A 23,909-nucleotide genomic window follows, 5' to 3' on the forward strand; every position below is an offset into this window, starting at 1 on the left:
TAATATAGTAATAGAGAAAGGCGGTGAACCTATGAATCATGTGCATGGAATCCAGTATAAAAACAATTCCAAAGAAGAACTGTTCCCCGATTTTGGTCCGGATTTTCCATATACCTGTTCCTATGTAGAGTTTGACCGGTGCATCGGCGGACAGATACCGTGGCATTGGCATAAAGAGATCGAATTATTTTACATTGAAAAAGGAACTCTGGAGTATGACACTCCAGGGGGAAAAATAGTCTTCCCGGAAGGTTCCGGCGGCATGGTCAACTCCAATATTCTGCATTCCACAAAGTCTTTGGATCCAAAAAAAGATACGATCCAGCTGGATCATATCTTTGATTCCTCACTGATCAGCGGACAACACGGCAGCCTGCTGGATCAAAAGTATATTCTTCCGTTCACCGGTTCCCCGCAGGCGGAAATACTCAGCTTTTATCCCCGGACTCCAAAAGAAAAGAGGCTTCTTAAGCTGCTCCGGGATTCCTTTTTCTTATCTCCCCACGAATTTGGATATGAAATACTGCTCCGGTCGGCTCTCTCTAAACTCTGGTGTCTTATGCTCTCTTTATCCCGGCCTCTTTTAGGCCAAAAGAAACCGCAAAGCGGTTCGGACCAAAAGATAAAGTCAATGATGGAATATATTCAGGATCATTATTCTGAGAAGCTTACTGTGCCCCGGATCGCACTTGCCGCCTATATCAGTGAGCGGGAATGTTTCCGTATATTTCGGCAGAGCCTTGGCATAACTCCTTCAGAATACGTAAAAAACTTCCGAATCCGGCAAGCCTGTATCATGCTCTCTGATCCCAGTCTGTCTGTTTCTTATATCGGCCAGTCCTGCGGCCTCGGAAGCAGCAGCTACTTTGGAAAAACTTTTCGGGAAGTCATGGGGTGCACGCCCAGGGAATACCGCTGCAAATGGCAGAATCCTGATATAAAACAGCGGTAATCTTATATTTTTATCTGTATTTTTTCGTTATTATTATATTAACAGATAAGCAGAACAGAAACAGGGCCCTGATTCTGTCTCTCCTAAAAACTTTGATCTTATGGAAGGAGGACAGATACAATGATAAAACTTTATATTTTCAATCTGGAAGAATTTTTATGCCTTGCAGACCGGTGCAGCGGCCCTGTGAATCTTTTGTCTGAAGGCGGGAAGTCTGTGGATATCAGAAACAGCTACAGTGTTCAAAAGAATTTGTTTCAAGAGCACCGAGAGAATGGGGGACGTTTACATCTTGGCCTGAAGATTCCGAATGTAAAAGACTACTTTCGTCTGGTGAATTTCTCTATTGGAGATATGTAAACAGATATTTCATCATAATAAAGGAAAGCCGCAGATCAGAGAAGTTCTGCGGCTTTTCCTGTTCAGTGCAGGGCAATTCTTATGGTGGCGAAGAGACAAACAGAGCAAAGTCCTATAACTACAAGGCTCCCCGAGATGATACTCAGAAAGTTTTCTCTCCATTCCTTCCTAAAACTTTCCCTGATGGTCAGTCCATACTCCCGTAAAGTCTTATACAATATAAATCCAAGGAGCAGGATATACCATACATTCTGAAGCATGATTTCAGCTGCAATGAGCAGGGTGAGATTGACAGCTGCATAGGCAGCATCCATGTGCAATTTCTTCTGCATAAACGTCATGAGGTATGCGATAAACGGATTGATCATAGACACCAAGAACATCACCGCAAGCTTCGGGTCTTCCCCGATCGCGGCTGAGACTGAGCCTCCCACTCTGGCCGCCCCCATGGAAAGGTATGCAAGACACACAAACGGCGTCAGGCAAAGGAGGACCTTGGCGATATTGTAATACCTGTCTAATCTGCTGCTTTTTACATTCATCATCTTCATCCCTGCTTTCTTAACTCAATATATTACAGTAAACTTTCAAAATCATCCCGGACGCCTGCTACTTTCAGGCCGATAATAACCTGAAATGATTTTCCATTCACAGAGCAGCCATGGGCTCCTATGGATTTAAAATACGGGTCATCTTTACAAAGAGTCTCATCCTTTACGTTGACCCTGAGCCTGGTGGCACAGTTGGTCACATCTTCAATGTTGTCCTTTCCTCCCAGTCCTTCGAGAATCAGCTGCGCAAACTCGATTTTCTGGTCCTGCTTAGAACCTTTCTTCTCTCTGAATTCTTCCTTGGAACCAAATTTAATCTCTTCATCATCTTCCCGTCCCGGTGTCTTAAAGTCAAATTTCTGGATCAGGAATTTAAATACCACAAAATAAATTCCGGTAAATGCAAGACCGATGACTAACAGGAGCAGATACTGTTTCCAGTGATTTCCCATCAGCGGTATCCAGTTTAAAGAAGCCATTTCGATCGCTCCTCCGGAGTGAATTCCTACGATTCCTGCCAGATACATCGTAGTCGATAAGGTTGCCGCCAGCAGTGCGTGTACTACAAAGAGTACAGGCGCCACAAACAGGAAGGTGAACTCGATCGGCTCTGTCACACCGCAGAATATCGCGGTCAGAGTAATCGGAATCAGCAGACCTAAGATCTTCTTTTTCTTCTCTTTCTTCGCAGTTGAGTAGAAAGCAAGTGCGATTCCCGGACATCCGAAGATCTTGGAAAACCCTGTAGATGTGAATCCTGCCATAGGAACCAGCGATTTTAAAGACGCACTGGATGCTGCGATCTCAGGAAGCTTGGTTGCCCAGTAGGCATAAAGTCCGCCTGGCACCACCACATTGTCGTAATAAAAAGGTGAATATAAGATATGGTGCAGGCCAAAAGGAATCAGGGCTCTCTCTAAAAAGACGAAGACCCATATTCCGAGAGCTCCCGCTCCTTTGACAAATCCCTGGAATGCAAACATACCAAGCTGGATTTTCGGCCATAATAATGCTGCGAGGACTGCCACAGGAATCATCACAAAAAATCCGACCATGAATACGAAAGTAGAGCCGCTGAACGTGCCCAGCCATTCCGGAAGTTCCGTGTCAAAGAAACGGTTATGTAAGTAAATGACGATTCCCGCAATAGCGAGTGCTCCCATCATGCCCATATCCAGGGTTTTTATATTTGCGATCATCGTGAGACCGCTTGTACCGCCGACTTCCTGTGCAAAGTCAACTCCGAAGACTCCTCCCCACTGGGAAAGGATCGTGCTGAGGAAATAATGGAATGTGAGATATAGAACCAAAGCTTCCATACAGCACCGGGCATTCTGTTTTTTCGCCATGCCAATCGGAAGTCCGACAACAAACAGGAGAGGGAGCTGGTTAAATACGGTCCAGCCGCCCTGTAAGAGCACATTCCAGCATTTGTACCACATGCTGGACGGAGCGGCAAGACTGCCCATAATAGTCTCTGTGGTAAACAGGGTTCCGATCCCTATGACAATTCCCGCGAAAGCGAACAAGAGAACCGGTGTAAACATCGCCCCGCCGAATTTTTGAATTTTCTGCATCATAATTTTTCATCCTTTCTTTGTCAACTGGACTCAAAGCCCGGCGCCTGGGTATTGAGCACAACACATCAGACGGAATTTTATGGTCTTTACTGTGTTGTTATTTTCAACAAATTCATCCTAACAGACCTTGAAAATGTAATCAATATATACAAAGGCTTTAGGGAGAGGGGCTATCAAACAATGAAGCTGCACAATTCCTGTGAAATTTCCCAGGAGGAATAAATTTCCGTGTCTTTTTGGATCAGTTTTATTCTTGATATACGTTGTCAAGATCAATATATTGTGCTAATATAATTTTTAGCATCCTACATATAGTTGAAAGGTGAACATTTATATGAAAAACATAACAACAGCACAGGGTTCCGAATACGCTGTCGTCGTACGGCAGGCAATACTTGAGTCATTCCGGACAGAGGAATTTCCGATCGGAGACCTGCTCAAATCCATACAGAATGAATTTCCACAGGAGGAGTATAGCTTAAACATCCTGAATGAGAAGTTTCAGAGTTTTCTAAAGGAAGGTATGGAGGATCATGAAAAACTCCTTCTGCTTGTTAAAGCAGCCGCCGAACTCACTTCCCAGGAGGCTCCCAAATGGGAGAATATTGCCGCAAGACTCAAAATCCTGGAGTTCGAATCTGTGGTTAAAAACAACTTAGAAGAATATCAGATCCGGAATTTCTATGAAAAAATTGTCGTTTTGAGTCAGCAGAATTTATATGGAGATTATATCCTGAAAAATTACGCTGAAGATGAGATTCATTTATTCTCATCCTGGATCCGGCCGGAACGAAACAGCCTGTTTCATTATTCCGGTCTGGAGCTTCTGCTCAGCCGGTATGTAATCCGGGACCGGCAGGGGAATCCTCTGGAGACTCCCCAGGAGATGTTCATGGGCATCGCCATGCATCTGGCAATGAAGGAAACAGAAGACAGAAATCAATGGGTCAAACGATTTTATGATATGTTAAGCCTCCTCCAGGTCACTATGGCCACTCCGACTCTTTCTAATGCCAGGAAACCTTATCATCAGCTCTCTTCCTGTTTCATCGACACGGTTCCGGACAGCCTGGACGGAATCTACCGGAGTATCGACAGCTTTGCCAAGGTCAGCAAATTCGGAGGAGGCATGGGCCTTTACTTTGGAAAAGTCAGGGCCAGCGGAAGTTCAATCCGTGGATTTGAGGGAGCCGCAGGAGGTGTAATCCGCTGGATACGGCTCGCAAATGATACGGCTGTGGCCGTAGACCAGCTTGGAATGCGGCAGGGTGCCGTGGCTGTTTACCTGGACGTCTGGCACAGAGACCTTCCCGAATTTCTTAGTCTCCGGACAAACAACGGAGATGAGCGGATGAAAGCCCACGATGTGTTCCCTGCCGTCTGCTATCCCGACTATTTCTGGGAACAGGCAAGAGACAATATTGAAGGCAGCTGGTACCTGATGTGCCCCCATGAGATACTCACAGTCAAAGGCTATGCACTGGAGGACTGCTATGGAACAGAGTGGACCGAAAAATATCTGGACTGTGTCCTTGATGAAAGAATCAGTAAGCGTGTGATCCCTATCAAAGATATTGTACGGATGATCATCAAAAGTGCAGCAGAGACTGGAACGCCTTTTACGTTCAACCGGGATCATGTCAACCGCGCAAATCCCAACCGGCATAAAGGAATCATCTACTGCAGCAACCTCTGTACCGAGATCGCCCAGAATATGAGTGCCTCAGGGCAGATAGAACAGAAAATTGAAATGATCGGCGGTGAAGAAGTCGTTGTCACTGTCACAAAACCGGGAGACTTTGTCGTCTGCAATCTTGCAAGCCTCTCCCTCGGGAATCTGTGTGTCACTGATTATGAACAGCTGTCCTACGTCACAGAGAGTGCGGTAAGAGCCCTGGACAATGTGATCGACCTGAACTTTTTTCCCGTACCTTATGCCGAGATCAACAGCAAAAGATACCGCCCCGTGGGACTCGGGGTCAGCGGATATCACCACATGCTGGCAAAGCATAAAATACAATGGGAGAGCGAAGAACATTTAAAATTTGCTGAAAAAGTATTTTCCGATATCCATTATGCCGCACTGGCAGCCAGCTCAAAAATTTCCGAAGAAAAAGGATCTTATCCGTATTTCCCAGGCAGTGACTGGCAGACCGGGGATTATTTCAGAAAGCGGGATCTCACGAAAGGACGCTGGAAAGCACTTGAAGACCGGATCAAAAAACACGGCCTGCGCAACGGCTATCTGCTTGCCGCGGCACCTACAAGCAGTACAAGCATCATCGCCGGCACCACGGCAGGTCTGGACCCTGTCATGAACCGCTACTTTCTTGAAGAAAAAAAATACGGCCTGATCCCAAGAGTTGCCCCTGAACTGTCCATGGAGACATTCTGGTACTATAAAAATGCCCACTATATTGACCAGACCTGGTCTGTGAAAGCATGCGGTGTCCGTCAGAGACACATCGACCAGGCACAGAGCATGAATCTGTATATCACCAATGAATACACGTTCCGAAAAGTCCTGGACCTCTATATTCTGGCATGGGAACAGGGAGTCAAAACAATTTATTACACGCGGTCCAAAAGTCTTGAAGTTGAAGACTGCGAAGTTTGTTCTTCATAATACAGAAAGAGAGAGAAACGATGACAGAACTTACAAAAAAACCTTTATTTAATCCTTACGGTGACACGGATGTCCGAAAGCGCAGGATGATCAACGGAAATACAACGAACCTGAATGATTTTAACAATATGAAATACCCCTGGGTCAGCGGCTGGTACCGCCAGGCTATGAATAATTTCTGGATACCTGAAGAGATCAATCTGGGGACGGACATCAAAGATTATAAGCAGCTTTCCGAGCCTGAACGCCGGGCATATGATAAGATCCTTTCTTTTCTTATTTTCCTGGACAGCATTCAGACGGCAAACCTTCCAAATATCAGTGAATATATCACAGCCAATGAAGTCAATCTGTGCCTGTCGATCCAGGCATTCCAGGAGGCAGTTCACAGTCAGAGTTACAGCTATATGCTGGATACGATCTGTGAGCCCCAGGAAAGAAACGATATCCTGTATCAGTGGAAGAATGACCCTCATCTGCTGGAGAGAAATCAATTCATCGGAGACCTTTATAATGATTTTCAGACTAATAAAAATACAGAAACATTCGTAAAAACACTCGTTGCCAACTACATCTTAGAAGGCATTTACTTTTACAGCGGTTTTATGTTTTTTTATAATCTTGGAAGAAATCACCGTATGCCTGGTTCTGTACAGGAAATCCGGTATATCAACAGGGATGAAAATACACATTTGTGGCTGTTCAAAAATATTCTGCTGGAATTAAAGAAGGAAGAACCCTCCCTGTTCCATCCTGACTGTATCAATGACTACCGCCGGATGATTAAAAAGGGGTGTGAGCAGGAAATCCGCTGGGGTCATTATGTGATCGGCGATGAGATCCAGGGTCTCAAAAAAGAAATGGTGGAGGAATATATCCGTTATCTTGGAAATCTGAGGTGCCAAAATCTCGGTTTTGAACCCATCTATCCAGGCAGTGAAACTGAACCGGAATCCATGTCCTGGGTCAGCCAGTTCTCTAATGCCAACATGATTAAAACAGATTTTTTCGAGGCAAAAAGCACTGCGTATGCAAAAAGCAGTGCCTTAGTGGATGATCTGTAAAAATGCAGATCCGGCAGTTATTACAGCTGCCGGATCTTTGATTTACCGTTTATTCACTTTTCTTCTTTACCGGAACCCAAACTTCATATTTTGCATTTTCAGGGTCCGCATTCAAGTATACCTCAATGTCCGGCGCTTCCCCAAACTCATATCCTGAGTTCGGCAGCCATTCCGTCCCGATCCTCTTTTCCAGCTGCTGAATCGATTCCGGCATGGTACCTTCTCCTTCAAAGATTGCCCAGGTGGCAGCCGGAACCATATATTCATCCCAGCCTTCTTCTGCGGGATCATCGCTTGAAACTGCGATGAGATATTTCCACTGCTCTGACTTATCGTCACATGCACTGACTCCCAAAATGCCCTGAGGTTCTTTTCCAATCTTAGAAACCAGTTTCTGGACAGATCCGTCTGCGGCAGCTTTTGTCCACAGTCCGGGTACCATCTGAAAGTTTTTTTCCACATCTTTGTGCATCGGCGCAGACGGCCCTATAATACGGAAGCTCTCTTTTGTCTCAATTCTGTAATTCATCTCTGCATCTCCTTTTATTGTGATCTGAAAACTGATGGGAGGATAGGATTTCAATATGATACCGTTTTTTCTCGCCGCCGAAGGCGCTGTGTGATGAACACTTTGAAATGCGCGGTTAAATGCGGTCGGTGAATCATAGCCATATTTAAGTGCTATATCCACGATCTTTTCCTTTCCGGTGCTCAGCTCAGCCGCTGCCATAGACATTCGTCTGCGGCGGATATATTCCGACAGCGTCACATCTGCAATATAAGAAAACATTCTCTGGAAATGATAAGTGGAACAGCATGCAATCTTTGCAAGTTCCCCATAATCGATTTCCTCTGTCAGATGTTCCTCAATATACGATACGGCCTGATTCAGCCGCTTCATCCATTCCATCTCTAAACTCCCTCCTACAACAAAAGAATACAGCCATATGAAAAAATATTCCTCTTAATCTGTGCACGAAAAAGAGAACTGCCTCACAGACTATTTTCCTGCAATTCCGTCTGCTATCAATTTCGCTACCTTTTTCATATCTTTTCCCAATACACAGTCACCCTTATTATCGCAGAAAAAACTTTCCACAAGAATAGCCGCCGGTTTTGTTCCATTCAGAAAATACAGATGATCCTCTTTTTTCGCTCCCCTGTCCCTGAATACACCGGCCAGCTTTTTCTGAACTCTCTGTGCATACGCTTTTCCTGTCTCCGTCTTGTAGTACACTTCCGCGCCATGTCCTGTTCCGTCGCTGGCATTTAAATGCAGTTCCAAAGCCAGATCATAGCCGCCCTGATTGATGAGAGGTAGTTTATATGATTTTTCCTCTTCCTTAGATGCAAATTTCTTTTCGGGACATACAACAACATCTGCTTTCCACCCGTTCTTCTCCAGGCACACCTTTAAAAGAGGGGCAAGCGCCTTGTTATACTGGTATTCATTCACAACACCGCTGGCTGAAGTGCACATACCGTTTTTCAAAATACTGTGGCCCACTGAAATTACTGCTTTTTTCATACATTTGCCTCCTTTTATTATTTCGGATCAATGAAAAAGGCAAAACCATAAAGAAGGTCCTGCCTTAATCTTACAACCTACACCTGTCTTTTGTGATAGGTCTATTATAAAAATTTTCTGCTGCTCAAGCAATAGTTCTGCAGTCAATCACTCACCCGGGTGAGTGAATCACTGATCCTATGTAACCTATTTTTTATACCTGTTGATCTGGTTTGCACTTATGACCACATCGCCCTTGCCTACCTTTATACCCTTGGCTTCCAGCAGTTCAGATACCGTGCACACTTCAAATCCTTTTGCTTTCAGCTGAGGAAGAACCTTTTCCACTGCTGCCACCGAAGGTTTATGGATATCATGCATCAATACGATGTCTCCGTCCTTTGCCTGCTTTAAAATCGTATTGACCGTGGCATTTGTATTCAGTGTCTTCCAATCCAGTGTATCGATGCTCCATAAAATCAGAGGCGCATCAACATTGGCTTTTACTGTGTCATTGATGGCACCGTAAGGAGGTCTAAGCTGTCCCACATCTGCTCCTGTCACCTTGGAGATGGCAGCGTTCATCTTCTGCATCTGCAGCTGGACTCCGGAAGCCCCGATTTTTGTGAGCTGAGGATGATTCCATGAATGTCCTGCCACTTCATTTCCTGAATCCATGACTTCCTTTACCAATTCCGGATACAGGTTGGCATTCTGTCCCAGCATAAAAAATGTTGCTCTCGCGTCATTTTTATCTAAAGCCTTGACGATTCTGTCCGTATTCTCTCTGGCCGGACCGTCATCAAAAGAAAATGCGATCAGCTTCTTCGTCTTATCAATTTTTCTCGGCACATAAAGTGAATCCTTTAATTCATCCCCTGTTCCTTTGTCCATGACGCCTTCGTTGGCCTTTGCAGTCATCTCTCCGATCCCGTCATTTACACTTGTGTATTTTGTCTTTCCGGAACGGACAAACCAGATACCCCCGGCTATGACTACAGCCAGTAAAAGAATCCATCCGGCAATACCGGCTTTGTTCCATTTCCTTCTTGTTTTCCTTCTTCTGCTCATTCTACTCACCTTTTTCCTTTATCATCTGAAAGTTTTTTACATCCACTAATCCTTTATCTGTCAGGCGCAGTTCCGGTATCACCGGGAGCGCCATAAATGACAATGTTGTGAAAGGATCACAGTCCTCTGATACTCCCATTTCCCTGGCTCTCTGTACCATGGCATCCAAACGCCTCTGTATCTCCTTTGCAGGCTGCGTACTCATGAGTCCGGCAATCGGAAGGGGAAGTCTCCCCACATCTTTTCCGTCCTGCACCAGAGCATAGCCTCCCTGCATCTCTTGTATCATCTCCACAGCTTTCATAATGTCTCTGTCATTATCTCCTGCTGCAATAATATTGTGTGAGTCATGGGCAACCGATGTGGCAACTGCTCCATTAGTGATCCCATATCCCTTCAGCGGAGCTGCCTTAATATTCCCTGTACCTCTGTGCCGCTCAAACACACACAGCTTTGAATATGTGGAATCGGGACAAAAAAGACCGTTCTCAGCAGCCACCTCTTCTTTTAGGTACCTTGTCGTAATCTGTCCGGGCACCAGTCCGATTACCGGCACTTTTCCTTTTGTGTGCAGTTTCAGCTGTTCCTCAGTGAACGGTTTCAGATTCACTGTGTGCATCATTCCCCTGTAATCCGATTCATGTTCCGCCCTGTCTTTCAGCAGACGCCCGGACGGGATACCCTTTTTGTACACTTCGAGCACTTTCATATTCTCCAAAGAATCTAAGACTGCGATATCTGCATCAAATCCCTTTTCCAGGCATCCGACGCCGGCAAGACCATATGTCTGCGCCGTATTCCAAGTGCCCATGGCCACTGCTTCCTCCGGCTTAAGTCCCAGCCGGATGCTTTTCTTTATATTATAGCTGATATGACCTTCGTGCTCGATCGTATCCAGATGTTTATCATCTGTACAGAAAAGAAATCCTTCCGTGTCCAGGCCTTTCTTCACGATTCCTGAAACGATTGCCTCCACATTTCTTGCCGCACTTCCTTCCCGGATGAGAATTTTCATTCCGGCTCTCCGCTTTTCTTCTGCCTCTTCAAAGGAGGTACACTCATGGTCCGTCATGACCCCTGCCTGTATATATCGATGCAAGTCGGTTCCCGAGAGTCCGGGAGCATGACCGTCGATCACTTTTCCCCTGCAGAGAGCGATCTTATCCATAATCTCCTTTCTCCCTGCAAGAACATCCGGATAACACATAACCTCACCTAGGCCGAGCACTCTTGGATGTTCGATCCACGCCTCCATATCTTTAGACGTGAAATCCGCCCCATTAGTTTCAAATGGTGTGGAAGGAATGGAAGACGGCAGCATCACATAGACGGAAACCGGCAGATCCTCTGATACATCCAGAAGATATTTCATAGCTTCATTTCCCCTGACATTGACCATCTCATGGGGATCAGCGATTACTGTCGTAGTCCCGTGGGGCAGCACTGCCTCTGCAAACGCGGCCGGTGATGCCATGCTGGACTCAATATGGACATGGGCATCGATGAATCCCGGACAGAGCACCTTTCCGCTGCAGTCCACTTCTCTTTCTCCGTCAAGTCCGCCGATCTCCGCGATCACTCCCCCTGACACAGCCAGATCTGCCCTGTAACTTGTCTTTGCCTTTACATCTACGATGGTTCCGTTTTTAAACACAAGGTCGTATGACATTATTGTATCCTCTTATCTGGCCTGTTCTCTCAGCATATCGGCTTTGTCCAGGCGTTCCCACGGCAGATCCAGATCATTTCTTCCGAAATGACCATAATTTGATGTCTGACGGTAGATCGGTCTTCTCAGATCCAGCATCCTGATGATGCCTGCCGGTCTTAAATCAAAGTTTTTCCTGATCAGTTCCACAAGGTCTTCGCTGGATATTTTCCCGGTGCCGAACGTATCCACATTGATGGATGTCGGATGTGCAACACCAATCGCGTAGGACAGCTGAATCTCACATTTATCAGCCAGTCCGGAAGCTACGATATTCTTTGCCACATAACGCGCAGCGTATGCAGCCGAACGGTCTACCTTGGTACAGTCCTTGCCTGAAAAAGCTCCGCCGCCGTGCCGTGCATATCCGCCGTAGGTATCCACAATAATTTTTCTTCCCGTGAGTCCCGCATCACCCTGCGGTCCCCCGATGACAAAACGTCCTGTGGGATTGATGAAAAATTTTGTTTGATCATCCACCATTTCTTTCGGCAGAACCTTATCAAAGATCTCTCTCTTCACATCTTCGTGAATCTGCTCCTGATCCACTTCCGGATCGTGCTGTGCAGACAGAACTACAGCTTCCAGACGGAAAGGCTTGCCGTTTTCATCATATTCCACGCTGACCTGCGTCTTGCCGTCCGGTCTCAGATAAGGAAGAACCCCATCCTTACGCACCTGCGTAAGTCTCTTGGACAGCTTATGAGCAAGAGAAATCGGATACGGCATATACTCATCCGTCTCATTTGTGGCATAGCCAAACATCATGCCCTGGTCACCTGCGCCAATCGCATCCAGTTCCTCATCAGACATATCAGATTCCTTTGCCTCCAGGGCCTTGTCCACACCAAGGGCAATATCTTTGGACTGCTCATCAATGGCCGTAATGACACCGCAGGTGCTCGCGTCAAATCCATATTTGGCTCTCGTATATCCGATATCCGTCAAAGTCTGCCTTACGATTTTCTGGATATCCACATAGGCATTGGTTGTGATCTCGCCCATGACCATAACGAGTCCTGTTGTGGTACAAGTCTCACATGCTACCCTGCTCATCGGGTCTTGTTTTAACAGTTCATCTAAAATAGCATCTGAAATCTGGTCACAGACTTTGTCCGGATGTCCTTCAGTTACGGATTCTGATGTAAATAATATTTTTTCCATTATGTGCTCCTTTCGCTCTGCTGTACAGCAACTATATATATCGAAAAAGGCCCGAACTGATCGGACCTGCTTCAATCTAAAATCATAAATTCGGCATGATATTTACATTCCTGCTGCGGATGACTTCCACTTCCTTCACCTGCCCTGCGGCAACTTTAGATACGCGGACTGCCCCGCCCGGAAAATAATAACAATGCCCGCACTTTACTTCTTCATTTTCCAAATCAATGCCCTTAAGTACTGCTTCTCCTATGGACTCTCCTTTGTATTCCTCCGGAATGTTCACATGGACCAGCTCATTTACTTTGGCAATCTTCTGGTTCGGCAGAAATACTGTCTTGTCAATGTCCTCAAAACGGTCCAGAAAATACTTTCTTATAATGAAGAGGACCGCGATTGAAAAAATACAGAGCAGATTTTCTACCGGACTGGTATGCTGCGCGATCATCTGTCTTGCAATCGCAAACATCAGTACTTCTACCAGTGTCGACGCAGTATGCCTGCAAAGCATCTTAATGAACTCCACGCAGATCACAAGATTAAATGCATTGAGTACAAACTGATAGACAGCATCGGAATCCGGATTAGATGATAAAATAGCGATCAGATCTTTGATCATCCAGATCCCGCCGCCGATAACGGCTATGGCAATCAGCGCAGATAAATAAAACTCTATCCACTTGGATATTTTAAAAACTTCATTCTTCAGGTATTGTCGCACCGGCAATTCCCCCTTAATATCTATACAATACGCAGCTTAAATCTCGCGATTTCTTTCTCACTGTTCACCAGCTGAATATCTCCGCCAAGATTCTGAATTTTCTTTTCAAAGCCTTCATAGCCCCGGTAGATATATCCGATATCGCTGACTGTAGTATAACCGTCGGCCGCAAGGCCTGCAATGACCAGCGCCGCCCCTGCACGAAGGTCAGGTGCTGAGACATCTGCCCCGGTAAACAATTTGACTCCGGTAATGATGGCTGTTCTGCCGTCTACCTGAATACGGGCACCCATCTTTGTCAGTTCATCCACATACCGGAAACGGTTTTCAAAAATGCTCTCTGAAACGATGCTTGTTCCGTTGGACAGAGCCAGTGACACTGCCATCTGAGGCTGCATATCCGTCGGAAATCCCGGATACGGGAGAGTTTTGATCTGGGTGGAATCGAGCCTTTTTGTTGCTACAACTCTGACCGCGTCGTCAAACTCGTCTACCTGCGCACCGATCTCCTCCAGCTTCGCGCTGATGGCTTCCAGATGCTTTGGAATAACATTTTTAATCGTAATATCACCTTTCGTAGCTACAGCCGCAGTCATGAATGTCCCCGCCTCAATCTGGTCCGGAATAATGGAGTATTCACAATTTCCAAGCTTTTCTACGCCTTTGATCTTAATCACATCAGTGCCGGCTCCGCGTATGCTGGCTCCCATGCTGTTCAGAAAATTGGCTACGTCAACTACATGCGGCTCTTTTGCCACATTTTCAATGGTTGTATTTCCCTTTGCCAAAGCCGCTGCCATCATGACGTTAATCGTCGCACCCACAGATACCACATCCATATAAATGTGGCAGCCGATCAGCTCATCGGCAGTCGCTGTGATCATGCCGTTTTCTATCTCAATCCTGGCTCCCAGCGCCTTAAATCCTTTGATATGCTGGTCGATCGGACGGCTTCCGATCTCACATCCGCCCGGCAGGGCTACTCTGGCCCTTTTATACTTCCCAAGAAGAGCCCCGATCAGATAATAAGAAGCCCTGATCTTCCGGATATACTCGTTATCCACATCGCAGTCCGCATTCATCCCGCTTCCGCTGATAACTACTTCATGTTTTCCTAATCTATTCACTGTGGCTCCAATGCCTTCCATGGCCTGGAGCAAAACATTTGTATCCCTGACATCGGGCATATTCTCAATAGTACACGTTCCGTCTGTCATAACTGCTGCTGCTAAAATGGGCAGTGCAGCATTCTTTGCGCCTCCGATGACAACTTCCCCTACCAGTGGGTTTCCGCCTTTAATGATATATTGTTCCATCATACACCTCTATATAAAACTCTATTCAATCAATCGAATCATTCATTCTCTATCAATAATCTATCCATTCTTCTGAAAAATAAGCGTATCTTTTTTTAAACACAACCCCTGGACAGGCAGTCATAGCCTGCATAAGCCCAAAAGTTCCATGCCGCTTACTCGCATATTTATCAGTATATCACACTACATTAAGTTTTCCAACACTTTTTCTAAGGCTTCCCCGATCTTTAAATCATCGGCATCTACCGTGATGTCTGCATATTTTTCATAGAGAGGTATTCTTTCCCGGTATAAGTCACTGAGTGTCTGCCCGTTATCCAGCACCACACCCCTTGCCGCAAGGTCGCCAAGGCGTTCGGCAACCGTTTCATAATCAAGCTTCAGATAGATGACTGTACCAATATTTCTAAAATGTTCCATCGCTTTCGGGCTGTAAATGGCGCTTCCCCCCGGTGCGATCACAGAGTTTTCGGCTTCGACAGATGCGTTGACCTCCTCCTCAATCTTTTTAAATGCTTCGTTTCCTTCCTGGCTTATGATATCTCTCAAAAGCTTTCCGGTCTTCTGCTGGATCACCAGATCCGTATCAATAAACTCGGCTCCCAATGCCTTGGCGAGCAGAACTCCGATGGTACTCTTGCCGGCCCCGGGCATTCCAATTAAAATATAGTTATTTCCTTTTTGGCTTGTCATTTCTTTTCTTCCTTTTTTTCTTCTTTACGGAGTATCCAAAACTTCCGATCTGTCTGCCCGTCTCAAAATATCCTCCGTGTGAATAGATTAGGGGATTGGTCTTTTCGAGGGCAAACCGTCCGTTTTCTTCCATATAAGTATCATCTGCGAGAATGTTTACAACTCTGGCCGTAAACATATGATGAGAGCCCAGAGGAGTGATCTTTTCTACCCGGCATTCAATATTCACAGGACTCTCCTTGATATACGGCGCATGGGATAGTGTACCGTGTTCCCCCGTGAGTCCCGTCTCTTTAAACTTATCCAGGTCCCTTCCGGAGCGCACGCCGCAGAAGTCTGTCGCTTTGGCAAGTTCTGCCGTGGTCAGGTTGATGACAAACTCACCGCTCTTTTCGATCATATGATAGGAATGTCTCTGGGGTCTCAGTGAAATATAGGTCATCGGCGGATTTGTACAGATCGTACCCGTCCATGCCACAGTAATGATGTTGTCAGATTCTCCCTCCGCACCGCAGCTTACCATCACCGCCGGCAGGGGATATATCATATTGCCCGGTTTCCAGGATATCTTTGACATGCCCTTACATTTCCTTCCGTATGGCTTCCCTGAGCTGTTCCATCTCTCCGTCTTCATAGCTCAGTTCTTTCCATCCGATATTTACGGTATCGCCCTCGTATCTTGGGATGATGTGCATATGAAAATGAAAGACGGTCTGACCAGCTACTGTTCCGTTGTTCTGTAAAATATTCATTCCGTCGCAGTCAAGTACTGACTTTAAAGCCCTCGCAGTCATAGCTGCAAGTTCAAACAGTTCTCCGGCTGTGGCCGTATCTATATCGTAAATATTATCATAGTGTTCTTTCGGCAATATGAGTACATGCCCCTTGTTGGCCGGAGCGATATCCATGATTACCTTAAATTTTGAATTTTCATAAATGGTTGTTGACGGAATCTCTCCGCTGATTATCCTGCAAAATATACAATCCTGTTTTTTCATGATCTTCATCTCCTTTGGTAAGTATTGTATCTTATTTATAGGCCTTTTTCAAGAATCCAAAAATGAAGTGTGAAATTATTACTATAATATTCGCTTAACTAAAAAAGGTGAGTCTCTGCGACTCACCTTTTAGACTATTTAATTGTTATTGATCGGAGGCTTCTCTTCGATCCGCCCTATTTCATACATGCCATACACAACTTCTGTATCCCCTTCAATCTCTCAATCAATCCGAACTCTGAGTCTCTGCGACTCAAACATCAAACTTCTTGATCTTTCATTTCTTTTACTTCCGTTCTCTTCTATATACATCTGATTCTTCGTATGACGTTCTACCTGTCCTGTCTCTCCGACCTGTGTATAAAATCTATACCGGACATATTTATTCTATATTCTGAAGGCTCACTGTATGAAATTTATTACTCTCTGTATATAGAATGTCTTCTATGTCTTTCGACATAATATCCAAACAATATCGCCTCCCATCGATTCTTTCTAGGTATCCGTTTCCTTGTTCCTCTTTATGTTATTATTATAAAAAACAGACCCTATATTGTCAAGCAATTTCATTATGTATACAGTGTTTTTTGTTTTCTTATTATTTATTTCTAAATATTCTGATAATTTAACCGCCTTTTTTCAATTTATCCACAGTTTCTTCACGATTTGTTCACAATTATTCGTTACAATAAAACATGTAAAGTAGTTAAACATTTTTAAATACTTTCAAATCCTACCCCTCTTGAGGATGAAAATCCTCTCCTTATTGTTTTAAAGTTTTAAAGTTACTTACAGAAAAAGAGCAGCCTGCCCGGCTGCTCTTTTTCATTTCATAATTCAGTTCTTCCTTCCAGTGCCCGAAGAAGGGTAACCTCATCAATATATTCCAAATCTCCGCCCACCGGAACTCCGCTGGCAATTTTGCTGACTTTGATGCCTGTCGGCTTCACAAGTTTGCTTATATACATTGCCGTGGTCTCTCCTTCCAGGCTTGAGTTGGTAGCAATGATCAGCTCGTTCACATCACCCTGAAGTCTGGCCATCAACTCTTTCAGCCGGATGTCAGAAGGTCCGATCCCAAGCATCGGAGATATTGCTCCGTGCAGAACATGGTAAATGCCCTCGTATTTTCCTGTTTTCTCATAGGCCATCAGATCCCTGGTGCTCTCCACCACCATAATGGTACTGTGATCACGCTTGCTGCTGGAACAAATTGGACAGATGTCCTGATCCGTCAGGGTACAGCACTCTTTACAGTAGTGGACATTTTCCTTTGCATCCAGAATGCTCTCAGCTAAATGCTTCACCTGGTCCAGCGGCATATTTATAATGTGAAAGGCAAGCCTTCCGGCCGACTTGGGGCCGATTCCCGGAAGCTTTCCCAATTCTTCAATCAACTTCGTGATCTGACTGCTGTAATAATCCATATCCGTTATCCATCCTTAGAAAGGAAATCCGCCTCCCATGCCTCCTCCGAGACCTCCGGTGATTTTCCCCATTTTGCTCTGTGAATCTTCTTCCATCTTGCGGAGCGCTTCATTGGTGGCTGCAACGATCAGGTCCTCCAGCATCTCAATATCATCCGGATCAACTACTTCCTCATCCAGACTTACGGATACCACTTCTTTTTTGCCTGAAACAACAACCTTTACAACTCCGCCTCCGGCTGTGGCTTCATATTCAGTCTCTTCTAATTGTTTTGTTGTTTCTTCCATCTGCTTCTGCATCTTCTGCGCCTGTTTCATCAAGTTGTTCATATTTCCGCCCATACCCGGAAATCCGCCTCTTTTTGCCATCTTAAATACCTCCTGAAATAAAACTCTTTTTATTCTTCTATTGTCACATCCATGTGAATACAATCCAGATTAATGGTGTCATCATTTTTCTCAGATTCCAGTTCACCGATCTCTATCTTTACCTGGAACCCTGATCTCTCGGCCAGTTCCTCTTCCAGTGCCTCTATCTTCTCGGGATGCCTCTGAAAGTAATCCTTCCCCATGTTCATACTGCCTTCCGGCTTGAACATAAGTCTCAGAACTTCTGTCGATTCATCCGCAGTCAGAATTCCCTTCGAAAGGAGATTCCTGATCATCGGCGGCTGTGCAAGCTTCACCTGCTTCCAGTGCTTGATGATCTCCTTGAGTTCCCGGGCTCTGGCTTTCGGAAGCCTCTCTTCCAGTATCTGCTCCGTTGTCTTTTCCGGTTCCTTCTGCTTCTGAACAGGTTCTTCTGCGGCAGTCTGGGGTACCGCGGCAATTCCCTGAGTTTTTATCTGTTCAAGCGAAGCCTCCAGCATACGCATCCGCTCCAGTACACTGGACAGATCCGTCTCCATCTGCGGCCGGCACATCTTGATCAATGCCACCTCTGCCAGCACTCTTTTCGATGTGGAAAACCGGATCTGATTCAGCAGATCCGACAGTATGCGGATATACCGGATCACAGTCTCTTCTTCCACCTGTGCTGTCTTTTCCTGCATCAGACTGAGCTGCTCCGCAGAAACTTCCAGAGCTTCCATGGATGCATCACCCTTGCCTGCCAGCAGAAGATTTCTCAAATACCAGATGAAATCCGTGATGAACTGGGATAGTTCTCTTCCCTGCTCCACAACCTTTCCGACGATCCCGATAACCTCCGTCACATCATTTGCAAGGATGCTGTCCAGAAGCCTTGCATAGACACTGATATCCACGGTTCCCAACACTTCAAGCACATTTTCATAGGTCAGTTTTTTCCCGAGATAAAATGCAATGCATTGATCCAAAAGACTCAGAGCATCGCGCATGGAACCGTCCGCCATTCTGGCTACATATCTCAGCGCCTTTTCTTCTGCCTCCACGTGTTCCTCCGACATCAGTTCCATGAGCCGGTCCGCAATAACATCTGCTGTGATCCGGTGAAAATCATATCTCTGGCATCGGGAAAGGATCGTTATGGGTATCTTGTGTACCTCTGTGGTGGCCAGAATAAAGATCACATATTCCGGCGGCTCTTCCAAAGTCTTTAACAGGGCATTAAATGCCCCCATGGAAAGCATATGCACCTCGTCGATAATAAACACTTTATATTTTCCTGAAGCCGGAGAATACTGCACCTGTTCTTTGATATCCCGGATATTGTCGACACCGTTGTTTGACGCTGCGTCAATCTCCATAACGTTCATAGAACTGCCTTCCTGAATCTCCCTGCAGCTTTCGCAGACTCCGCAGGGATTTCCGTCCTCCGGGTGCTCACAGTTCACTGCTTTGGCGAGCAGCTTTGCGACCGACGTCTTTCCGGTTCCCCTGGTTCCGCAGAACAGATAGGCATGGCCGATACGCCCGGCTTCCAGCTGGTTCTTCAGCGTCGTGACGATATGATCCTGCCCCTTGACCTCATCAAAGGCCGACGGCCGGAACTTTCGGTATAAAGCCATATATGACATATTCTTTCCTCCTGCATCATTTCCTTATTGTATCATAACCTCTGAAAATGGAAAAGGAAAAAAATCGTCGAACTTTTGCCCCTGTTTTCCGTTGCCTTTTACACGAACTCCCATATAAACTTATAGTTGCCCCTGCATGAAATTTGTACATAGAAAGAAGCGTGAATATGAAGAATCAAAATACACTGACAACATTTTCTCATGAATTAAAAAACTCTCTGACTTTAATTTACAGTCAGATTCAGTACATAGAGCAGACACACCCGGAGCTCTCACAGGACGTTTACTGGTCCGGCATGAAAGCTGATTTCTCCTCTGTCTTTGACATGGTCCGCCAAATGCTTTCCCCGGTATCCGATGCCTCAGCCACACTGGAGCCCGTGGACTTAAACGCACTCCTGGAAGAAATCAGATGTTCATGGAGTTTAAGGCTGAACGAGTGCAAAATCCGCTTTTCTGTCCAGACAGAGGATTCCTCTCCCTATTATGTCAAGGGATCCAAGACTAAATACCTTCAAATCTTCAACAACTTAATTTCCAATGGTGTCAACGCAATCTGCAGAAAAAAAGAGGCCTCAAGAGAGCCTCTGATTTCTGTCCATTTAAGCCGGGAAGGAGATTTTATTGTCTGCAGTCTTTCCGACACCGGAATCGGCATGACAAAAGAACAGCAGTCCCGCGCCTTTTACCGCGGTGTCTCTTTTGTGCCCAAAGGAAACGGTATCGGCCTATCCGTAGTCAGTGAAATTGCCAGGGAACTGGACATCTCTATCCACATGGATTCGGCCTTAAATCAGGGCACTACCTTCACCCTCATTTTCCCCTGTCTTGCCGATACAGCAAGATAGCCAAAAGAAATCCCCCGATGCAGCCCCCGATATGGGCTGCATTGTCAACTCCCATGGTAGAAAAGCCATGATACAGGCTTCCCGCGATCATAAGCGCGACTCCTCCTCCGTAAAATTCTTTTTGATAACCCCTGTTTTTAATCAAGATCCAAAGCATTGCACCAATAAGTCCGAAAATAGCTCCCGATGCACCGACAGATGCCACCATTTCTCCCATATTCATATAGTACACAGCGGAGACGATACTTCCGCACAGCCCGGCTCCCATATATAAGGCTACATATCTGGCCCTGCCGAAGATCGGTTCCAGTCTGCTGCCAATCAAAACAAAGACGATCATATTGTTAAACAGATGATCAAATCCATTGTGCAGGAAGTTGCTCGTAACCAAACGGTAAAGCTCCCCCTGTTTGAATGCATGCATCCATGTGAGCGCTCCCCAATTAAGGATCTCTGTGCTGGCAGCAGACCACAGATACATGAAAATATTGATCGTCAGTATAACAGCCGTAGCCTGGTAATCTTTCAGTTTTCTGAAGCGGAACTCTTCTGGCGGAGCCGATGACCGGTCTTTGCTGTCTGAGGCTGAAAGGATCATACAGACAGGATCATATAATTCCTCAAAAGCCCTGTCAGGATCCGTCCATGTGGATCTGCCCTGTTCTGAAAGAATCAGTACAAGAACCGATGCCTTCGGTCCAATATACTGCTTCAGTTCCTCATTCAGCGATCCGGTCTCCTCTGTAGTATAAAGGCTTCCGTCCGGTTTGTGTTCATAGGCAATAAATACTCCTTTTTTCCTTCCCCAATCTTCTTTTACATAACACGGGCCCAAAGGAGTCATTTCTTTTTGGTATCCTCTGATATTCAGTAAATTTAATATTCTCTGGTACATGACATTTCCTCCAATAGAAGCCTTTTCAACTCTATTGGAATTATACCATAAATTCAAATTCTTCTGTACCTGCTTTTATTATATCTCCGCTCTTTAATTCTGTTTCCTTCCACACTTTTTCACCATTTAAAAATGTTCCGTTTTTCGATCCCAGATCCCTGAGTATGTATCCCCCGCCCTCTGTCACTATTTGAAAGTGCCTCCGGCTCACCCCGGGCTGGGGAAGGAAGAGATCAACCCCTTCTTCCTGCCTCCCTGCAGTAAACTCAGCGCTGTTTAATTCTACTTCCGTATGTTCCGCTCCCAAAAGTCTCAAAACAGGCCCTTTCTCCCAGACTAAGAGCGCGGTTTCATCACACATTAGTACAGTCTCATCCGCAGGCTGCTCCTCAGCCTTTTCCGGTTTCTCTATGGTTTTTCTGCTGTTTTTTACTCCCGCCCACAGACATCCCGTATTTAGCGCAATCAGGAATCCTCCGATCACAATCCCTCTGAGATTTGGATAGGTCATTCCCTCATTCCATGCTCTGGCCGCAAAATAGGCGGCAGAAAACAGAAGCGGAATATACAGCATAGCCGAACAGACCTGCATCCTGCTGTTTTTCTTTCTCTTGCGCTTAAAGGATTCTTCCTGCATAAATTCTTTTGTCCCCGGAAGCTCCTGTTCCATCTCATTCATTACCGGTTCAGGGGTTATAAATTGTTTCAGCCCGTCCAGTGACACAGGGGATTTTCTCAGCCTGTTGTGCAGTTCATAAAAAAATGTGACCTGGCTCCGGTTTCTATAATCCAGCCGGTCAATACAGGACTGTACAAACTCTCTGAGCTGCTCTGTAATGTCTGATCCGTTTCCCGGCACATAACAGAGAGCCGGCTTTCCGTCGAAAACATACACATGCCTCGGTGTCAAAATAAAATGATCCGGATTCAGCAGGTGCTCCTCCGCTTTTTCTATCACCGTGATCAGATCCATGAAAAAATTCCTGGCATCCAGTTTTCCAATCTGGTCAATATATAAATCAGCCGAAACAAGATGAAAATAATAGGCCTCTTCATCTTCCGTTCTCCGCAGTTCACAGGGAAGGAGCCCTGTGATCATATGTGACAGAAGGACTTGTTCTTCATATACTTCTCCGTCTGTTTTAGGCACAACATAATAATGTTCAAATCCTTCCCGGACCCACTGTTCATTCAATCAAGCTCCACCTCCTGATCTTTTCTGTCTCTTTTGGAAGCATAAATTCCTGCTGTTCCGTGATCTTAAACAGCCGCAGTCCAAAAATTTCCACACTTCCCGCCGCCGGCACTCCAATTTCAGCCTGTACTTTGATCTTTCTCTTTTCCTTTGTCTCAGATACGCTGACAGAGCTCACCTTACCCAGCACGATCCTTCTTTCCAAATCCCGCCGCAGATTTGTTTCCTGATTCTTATCTTCCGTATGCAGCCCTGCCTCTTTTACAAGTCCCGATACGATACCCAGATCCATAATATAAAAGAAAAACGAAAACAGAAGAACAAGTAAAAAGCAGAGAACAGGTATGATCAGGCTTGCCTCCAATGTCATATATCCATCTATCTCCCGCATCTTTCGCATGGCTTCATCCCCTCTGCCTCACTTATCTTTTTCTTACTGACTGTTCTCTTTAAACCGCTGCATCCTAAATCCGTGTGATATGCATCTCCCTCTTTCGCGATAAATAAGATGGATATCTTCCCTTTATGGTATTTTGTGCAGCGTTCACATTCCCGGTATCTGGTTTTTCCGTCTATATATTTCTGCACATCTGAATCAGAAACAATGGACAGAGAAAGATGCGTACAATTTATGTCTTTGTGGTATACACTCTCATAGGGTGTTATATATACTTCCCCGCCGTCAGCTCCTTTCTGTCCCTCTGCATACCCGGTCATCGCTTTTTGTCTGATCTTCTGCTCGTAGTTTCCTGTAAACGGCGGAAGAAACGGAAGACGGTATACGATCCGATAGCGTGCCCTGATCTCATAGGCTTCGAGGTTTTCCTGAAACCGTGACCCTGTAAACAAAACGCCCTGCACACCTCCCGCAAGGGAGGAATGATTCAGCTTCTTTTGGTCCACAGCTGAAAGAAACTTCTGTTTCAGCAGCACGGTTCTCAAAGAAGGGATGTTCTTTTTGACCAGCATATACTCATATACCGCTTCCTCCCTTGCAGCCTCTGTAATTCCGTGATATACCTGTCCGTGAATCCATAAGGTTTCACCGACCGAGGCCAGCGCCAGGAATAAGAATATAAAAACCGGAATCAGAAGGCTGGCCTCCAGCGTCATGCTTCCGCCGGAGGAGGAGAGCAGAGATGTCCTTTTGGATCGTCTGTATTCAGTTGATATTTTTATATTGTTGGCTGTTGGCTTGGAGAAATGTTTTCTTTTACAATCCAAGAACATCTCTGC

24 protein-coding genes are annotated in these 23,909 nt (G+C 45.6%); 5 read left to right on the forward strand and 19 right to left on the reverse strand.

Translation table 11 applies throughout. The features are described from left to right. Positions 1-31: 31 nt before the first annotated feature. Positions 32-952 carry an AraC family transcriptional regulator gene (locus ANCC_RS16170; protein WP_006568402.1) on the forward strand — a complete coding sequence of 307 codons (921 nt, stop codon included), beginning with the start codon at positions 32-34 and terminating at the stop codon, positions 950-952. Between the two features lie 120 nt (positions 953-1,072). Beyond that, positions 1,073-1,312 (forward strand): hypothetical protein, encoded by a 240-nt coding sequence (locus tag ANCC_RS16175; RefSeq protein ID WP_182483067.1) that lies wholly within the window; start codon positions 1,073-1,075, stop codon positions 1,310-1,312. 62 nt (positions 1,313-1,374) lie between these two features. Here the strand turns inward: ANCC_RS16175 and ANCC_RS16180 are convergent, their stop codons facing one another. Beyond that, positions 1,375-1,857 carry a hypothetical protein gene (locus tag ANCC_RS16180; RefSeq protein ID WP_009290007.1) on the reverse strand — a complete coding sequence of 161 codons (483 nt, stop codon included), beginning with the start codon at positions 1,855-1,857 and terminating at the stop codon, positions 1,375-1,377. 29 nt (positions 1,858-1,886) lie between these two features. Continuing rightward, positions 1,887-3,443 carry an alpha-glucoside-specific PTS transporter subunit IIBC gene (locus ANCC_RS16185; protein ID WP_006568399.1) on the reverse strand — a complete coding sequence of 519 codons (1,557 nt, stop codon included), beginning with the start codon at positions 3,441-3,443 and terminating at the stop codon, positions 1,887-1,889. A 334-nt stretch (positions 3,444-3,777) separates the two neighbouring features. On the opposite strand from ANCC_RS16185, the gene ANCC_RS16190 reads away from it, so the two are divergent. Together ANCC_RS16190 and ANCC_RS16195 are read left to right on the forward strand one after the other, a co-directional pair. Then, positions 3,778-6,069: a ribonucleoside-diphosphate reductase subunit alpha gene (locus ANCC_RS16190; RefSeq protein ID WP_006568397.1), complete on the forward strand. Its 2,292-nt coding sequence runs from the start codon at positions 3,778-3,780 to the stop codon at positions 6,067-6,069. A gap of 20 nt (positions 6,070-6,089) precedes the next feature. Beyond that, on the forward strand, positions 6,090-7,133 hold the full coding sequence (locus ANCC_RS16195) for a ribonucleotide-diphosphate reductase subunit beta (RefSeq protein WP_009290011.1): 1,044 nt from the start codon (positions 6,090-6,092) through the stop codon (positions 7,131-7,133). A 49-nt stretch (positions 7,134-7,182) separates the two neighbouring features. Here ANCC_RS16195 and ANCC_RS16200 read toward each other — a convergent pair whose 3' ends face one another. The 13 genes from ANCC_RS16200 to dnaX all read right to left on the reverse strand — a co-directional run bounded on the left by ANCC_RS16200 (position 7,183) and on the right by dnaX (position 19,735). Beyond that, on the reverse strand, positions 7,183-8,043 hold the full coding sequence (locus tag ANCC_RS16200) for an AraC family transcriptional regulator (protein ID WP_006568395.1): 861 nt from the start codon (positions 8,041-8,043) through the stop codon (positions 7,183-7,185). Between the two features lie 90 nt (positions 8,044-8,133). Further along, positions 8,134-8,661 (reverse strand): N-acetylmuramoyl-L-alanine amidase, encoded by a 528-nt coding sequence (locus ANCC_RS16205; RefSeq protein WP_006568394.1) that lies wholly within the window; start codon positions 8,659-8,661, stop codon positions 8,134-8,136. 186 nt (positions 8,662-8,847) lie between these two features. After that, a complete protein-coding gene (locus ANCC_RS16210) occupies positions 8,848-9,711 on the reverse strand; it encodes a polysaccharide deacetylase family protein (RefSeq protein ID WP_006568393.1) in 864 nt (287 codons plus the stop codon). Between the two features lies 1 nt (position 9,712). Next, on the reverse strand, positions 9,713-11,380 hold the full coding sequence (gene ade, locus ANCC_RS16215) for an adenine deaminase (RefSeq protein ID WP_006568392.1): 1,668 nt from the start codon (positions 11,378-11,380) through the stop codon (positions 9,713-9,715). Between the two features lie 12 nt (positions 11,381-11,392). After that, positions 11,393-12,583 carry a methionine adenosyltransferase gene (gene metK, locus ANCC_RS16220; RefSeq protein ID WP_156340714.1) on the reverse strand — a complete coding sequence of 397 codons (1,191 nt, stop codon included), beginning with the start codon at positions 12,581-12,583 and terminating at the stop codon, positions 11,393-11,395. Positions 12,584-12,665: 82 nt separating this feature from the next. Next, on the reverse strand, positions 12,666-13,304 hold the full coding sequence (locus ANCC_RS16225) for a hypothetical protein (protein WP_006568390.1): 639 nt from the start codon (positions 13,302-13,304) through the stop codon (positions 12,666-12,668). A 20-nt stretch (positions 13,305-13,324) separates the two neighbouring features. Beyond that, positions 13,325-14,620 carry a UDP-N-acetylglucosamine 1-carboxyvinyltransferase gene (locus ANCC_RS16230; RefSeq protein WP_039946944.1) on the reverse strand — a complete coding sequence of 432 codons (1,296 nt, stop codon included), beginning with the start codon at positions 14,618-14,620 and terminating at the stop codon, positions 13,325-13,327. A 183-nt stretch (positions 14,621-14,803) separates the two neighbouring features. Further along, entirely contained in the window at positions 14,804-15,313 is a 510-nt protein-coding gene (locus ANCC_RS16235; RefSeq protein WP_006568388.1) for a shikimate kinase, read from the reverse strand. Then, the gene (locus tag ANCC_RS16240) at positions 15,291-15,890 is read right to left on the reverse strand and encodes a flavin reductase family protein (RefSeq protein WP_006568387.1); all 600 of its coding nucleotides are present in this window, start codon (positions 15,888-15,890) and stop codon (positions 15,291-15,293) included. The genes ANCC_RS16235 and ANCC_RS16240 overlap by 23 nt, the downstream gene beginning before the upstream one ends. 4 nt (positions 15,891-15,894) lie before the next feature. After that, positions 15,895-16,311 (reverse strand): HIT family protein, encoded by a 417-nt coding sequence (locus ANCC_RS16245; RefSeq protein ID WP_039946942.1) that lies wholly within the window; start codon positions 16,309-16,311, stop codon positions 15,895-15,897. 830 nt (positions 16,312-17,141) lie between these two features. After that, positions 17,142-17,738 (reverse strand): recombination mediator RecR, encoded by a 597-nt coding sequence (gene recR / locus ANCC_RS16250; protein ID WP_006568385.1) that lies wholly within the window; start codon positions 17,736-17,738, stop codon positions 17,142-17,144. Positions 17,739-17,753: 15 nt separating this feature from the next. Then, positions 17,754-18,107 (reverse strand): YbaB/EbfC family nucleoid-associated protein, encoded by a 354-nt coding sequence (locus ANCC_RS16255; RefSeq protein ID WP_006568384.1) that lies wholly within the window; start codon positions 18,105-18,107, stop codon positions 17,754-17,756. Positions 18,108-18,136: 29 nt separating this feature from the next. After that, positions 18,137-19,735, reverse strand: coding sequence for a DNA polymerase III subunit gamma/tau (gene dnaX, locus ANCC_RS16260; RefSeq protein WP_039946941.1), 1,599 nt, complete (start codon positions 19,733-19,735; stop codon positions 18,137-18,139). Between the two features lie 167 nt (positions 19,736-19,902). Between dnaX and ANCC_RS16265 the strand changes: the two genes are divergently transcribed. After that, complete coding sequence (locus tag ANCC_RS16265; RefSeq protein ID WP_006568382.1) at positions 19,903-20,583, forward strand: sensor histidine kinase; 681 nt, start codon at positions 19,903-19,905, stop codon at positions 20,581-20,583. Here ANCC_RS16265 and ANCC_RS16270 read toward each other — a convergent pair. From ANCC_RS16270 to ANCC_RS16285, 4 genes are read right to left on the reverse strand one after another with little or no spacing between them, the layout of a single operon-like run. Beyond that, entirely contained in the window at positions 20,549-21,478 is a 930-nt protein-coding gene (locus ANCC_RS16270; RefSeq protein ID WP_009290023.1) for a rhomboid family intramembrane serine protease, read from the reverse strand. The two genes, ANCC_RS16265 and ANCC_RS16270, sit on opposite strands and share 35 nt — an antisense overlap. A 40-nt stretch (positions 21,479-21,518) precedes the next feature. Beyond that, positions 21,519-22,673 carry a DUF6382 domain-containing protein gene (locus ANCC_RS16275; RefSeq protein WP_006568380.1) on the reverse strand — a complete coding sequence of 385 codons (1,155 nt, stop codon included), beginning with the start codon at positions 22,671-22,673 and terminating at the stop codon, positions 21,519-21,521. Beyond that, on the reverse strand, positions 22,666-23,073 hold the full coding sequence (locus tag ANCC_RS16280; RefSeq protein WP_039946940.1) for a hypothetical protein: 408 nt from the start codon (positions 23,071-23,073) through the stop codon (positions 22,666-22,668). Before ANCC_RS16280 ends, ANCC_RS16275 begins: the two co-directional genes overlap by 8 nt. Continuing rightward, positions 23,052-23,903 carry a TadE family protein gene (locus ANCC_RS16285; protein WP_039946939.1) on the reverse strand — a complete coding sequence of 284 codons (852 nt, stop codon included), beginning with the start codon at positions 23,901-23,903 and terminating at the stop codon, positions 23,052-23,054. The genes ANCC_RS16280 and ANCC_RS16285 overlap by 22 nt, the downstream gene beginning before the upstream one ends. Between the last annotated feature and the right edge of the window lie 6 nt (positions 23,904-23,909).

Source organism: Anaerostipes caccae L1-92, from assembly GCF_014467075.1.
Classification (GTDB): Bacteria; Bacillota; Clostridia; order Lachnospirales; family Lachnospiraceae; genus Anaerostipes; species Anaerostipes caccae.

Coding starts and splice junctions, on each gene's coding strand:
- ANCC_RS16170 (WP_006568402.1), top strand. CDS start 32: ATGAATCATGTGCATGGAATCCAGTATAAAAACAATTCCAAAGAAGAA.
- ANCC_RS16175 (WP_182483067.1), top strand. CDS start 1,073: ATGATAAAACTTTATATTTTCAATCTGGAAGAATTTTTATGCCTTGCA.
- ANCC_RS16180 (WP_009290007.1), bottom strand. CDS start 1,857: ATGATGAATGTAAAAAGCAGCAGATTAGACAGGTATTACAATATCGCC.
- ANCC_RS16185 (WP_006568399.1), bottom strand. CDS start 3,443: ATGATGCAGAAAATTCAAAAATTCGGCGGGGCGATGTTTACACCGGTT.
- ANCC_RS16190 (WP_006568397.1), top strand. CDS start 3,778: ATGAAAAACATAACAACAGCACAGGGTTCCGAATACGCTGTCGTCGTA.
- ANCC_RS16195 (WP_009290011.1), top strand. CDS start 6,090: ATGACAGAACTTACAAAAAAACCTTTATTTAATCCTTACGGTGACACG.
- ANCC_RS16200 (WP_006568395.1), bottom strand. CDS start 8,043: ATGGAATGGATGAAGCGGCTGAATCAGGCCGTATCGTATATTGAGGAA.
- ANCC_RS16205 (WP_006568394.1), bottom strand. CDS start 8,661: ATGAAAAAAGCAGTAATTTCAGTGGGCCACAGTATTTTGAAAAACGGT.
- ANCC_RS16210 (WP_006568393.1), bottom strand. CDS start 9,711: ATGAGCAGAAGAAGGAAAACAAGAAGGAAATGGAACAAAGCCGGTATT.
- ade (WP_006568392.1), bottom strand. CDS start 11,380: ATGTCATACGACCTTGTGTTTAAAAACGGAACCATCGTAGATGTAAAG.
- metK (WP_156340714.1), bottom strand. CDS start 12,583: ATGGAAAAAATATTATTTACATCAGAATCCGTAACTGAAGGACATCCG.
- ANCC_RS16230 (WP_039946944.1), bottom strand. CDS start 14,620: ATGGAACAATATATCATTAAAGGCGGAAACCCACTGGTAGGGGAAGTT.
- ANCC_RS16235 (WP_006568388.1), bottom strand. CDS start 15,313: ATGACAAGCCAAAAAGGAAATAACTATATTTTAATTGGAATGCCCGGG.
- ANCC_RS16240 (WP_006568387.1), bottom strand. CDS start 15,890: ATGTCAAAGATATCCTGGAAACCGGGCAATATGATATATCCCCTGCCG.
- ANCC_RS16245 (WP_039946942.1), bottom strand. CDS start 16,311: ATGAAAAAACAGGATTGTATATTTTGCAGGATAATCAGCGGAGAGATT.
- recR (WP_006568385.1), bottom strand. CDS start 17,738: ATGGATTATTACAGCAGTCAGATCACGAAGTTGATTGAAGAATTGGGA.
- ANCC_RS16255 (WP_006568384.1), bottom strand. CDS start 18,107: ATGGCAAAAAGAGGCGGATTTCCGGGTATGGGCGGAAATATGAACAAC.
- dnaX (WP_039946941.1), bottom strand. CDS start 19,735: ATGTCATATATGGCTTTATACCGAAAGTTCCGGCCGTCGGCCTTTGAT.
- ANCC_RS16265 (WP_006568382.1), top strand. CDS start 19,903: ATGAAGAATCAAAATACACTGACAACATTTTCTCATGAATTAAAAAAC.
- ANCC_RS16270 (WP_009290023.1), bottom strand. CDS start 21,478: ATGTACCAGAGAATATTAAATTTACTGAATATCAGAGGATACCAAAAA.
- ANCC_RS16280 (WP_039946940.1), bottom strand. CDS start 23,073: ATGCGAAAGATGCGGGAGATAGATGGATATATGACATTGGAGGCAAGC.
- ANCC_RS16285 (WP_039946939.1), bottom strand. CDS start 23,903: ATGTTCTTGGATTGTAAAAGAAAACATTTCTCCAAGCCAACAGCCAAC.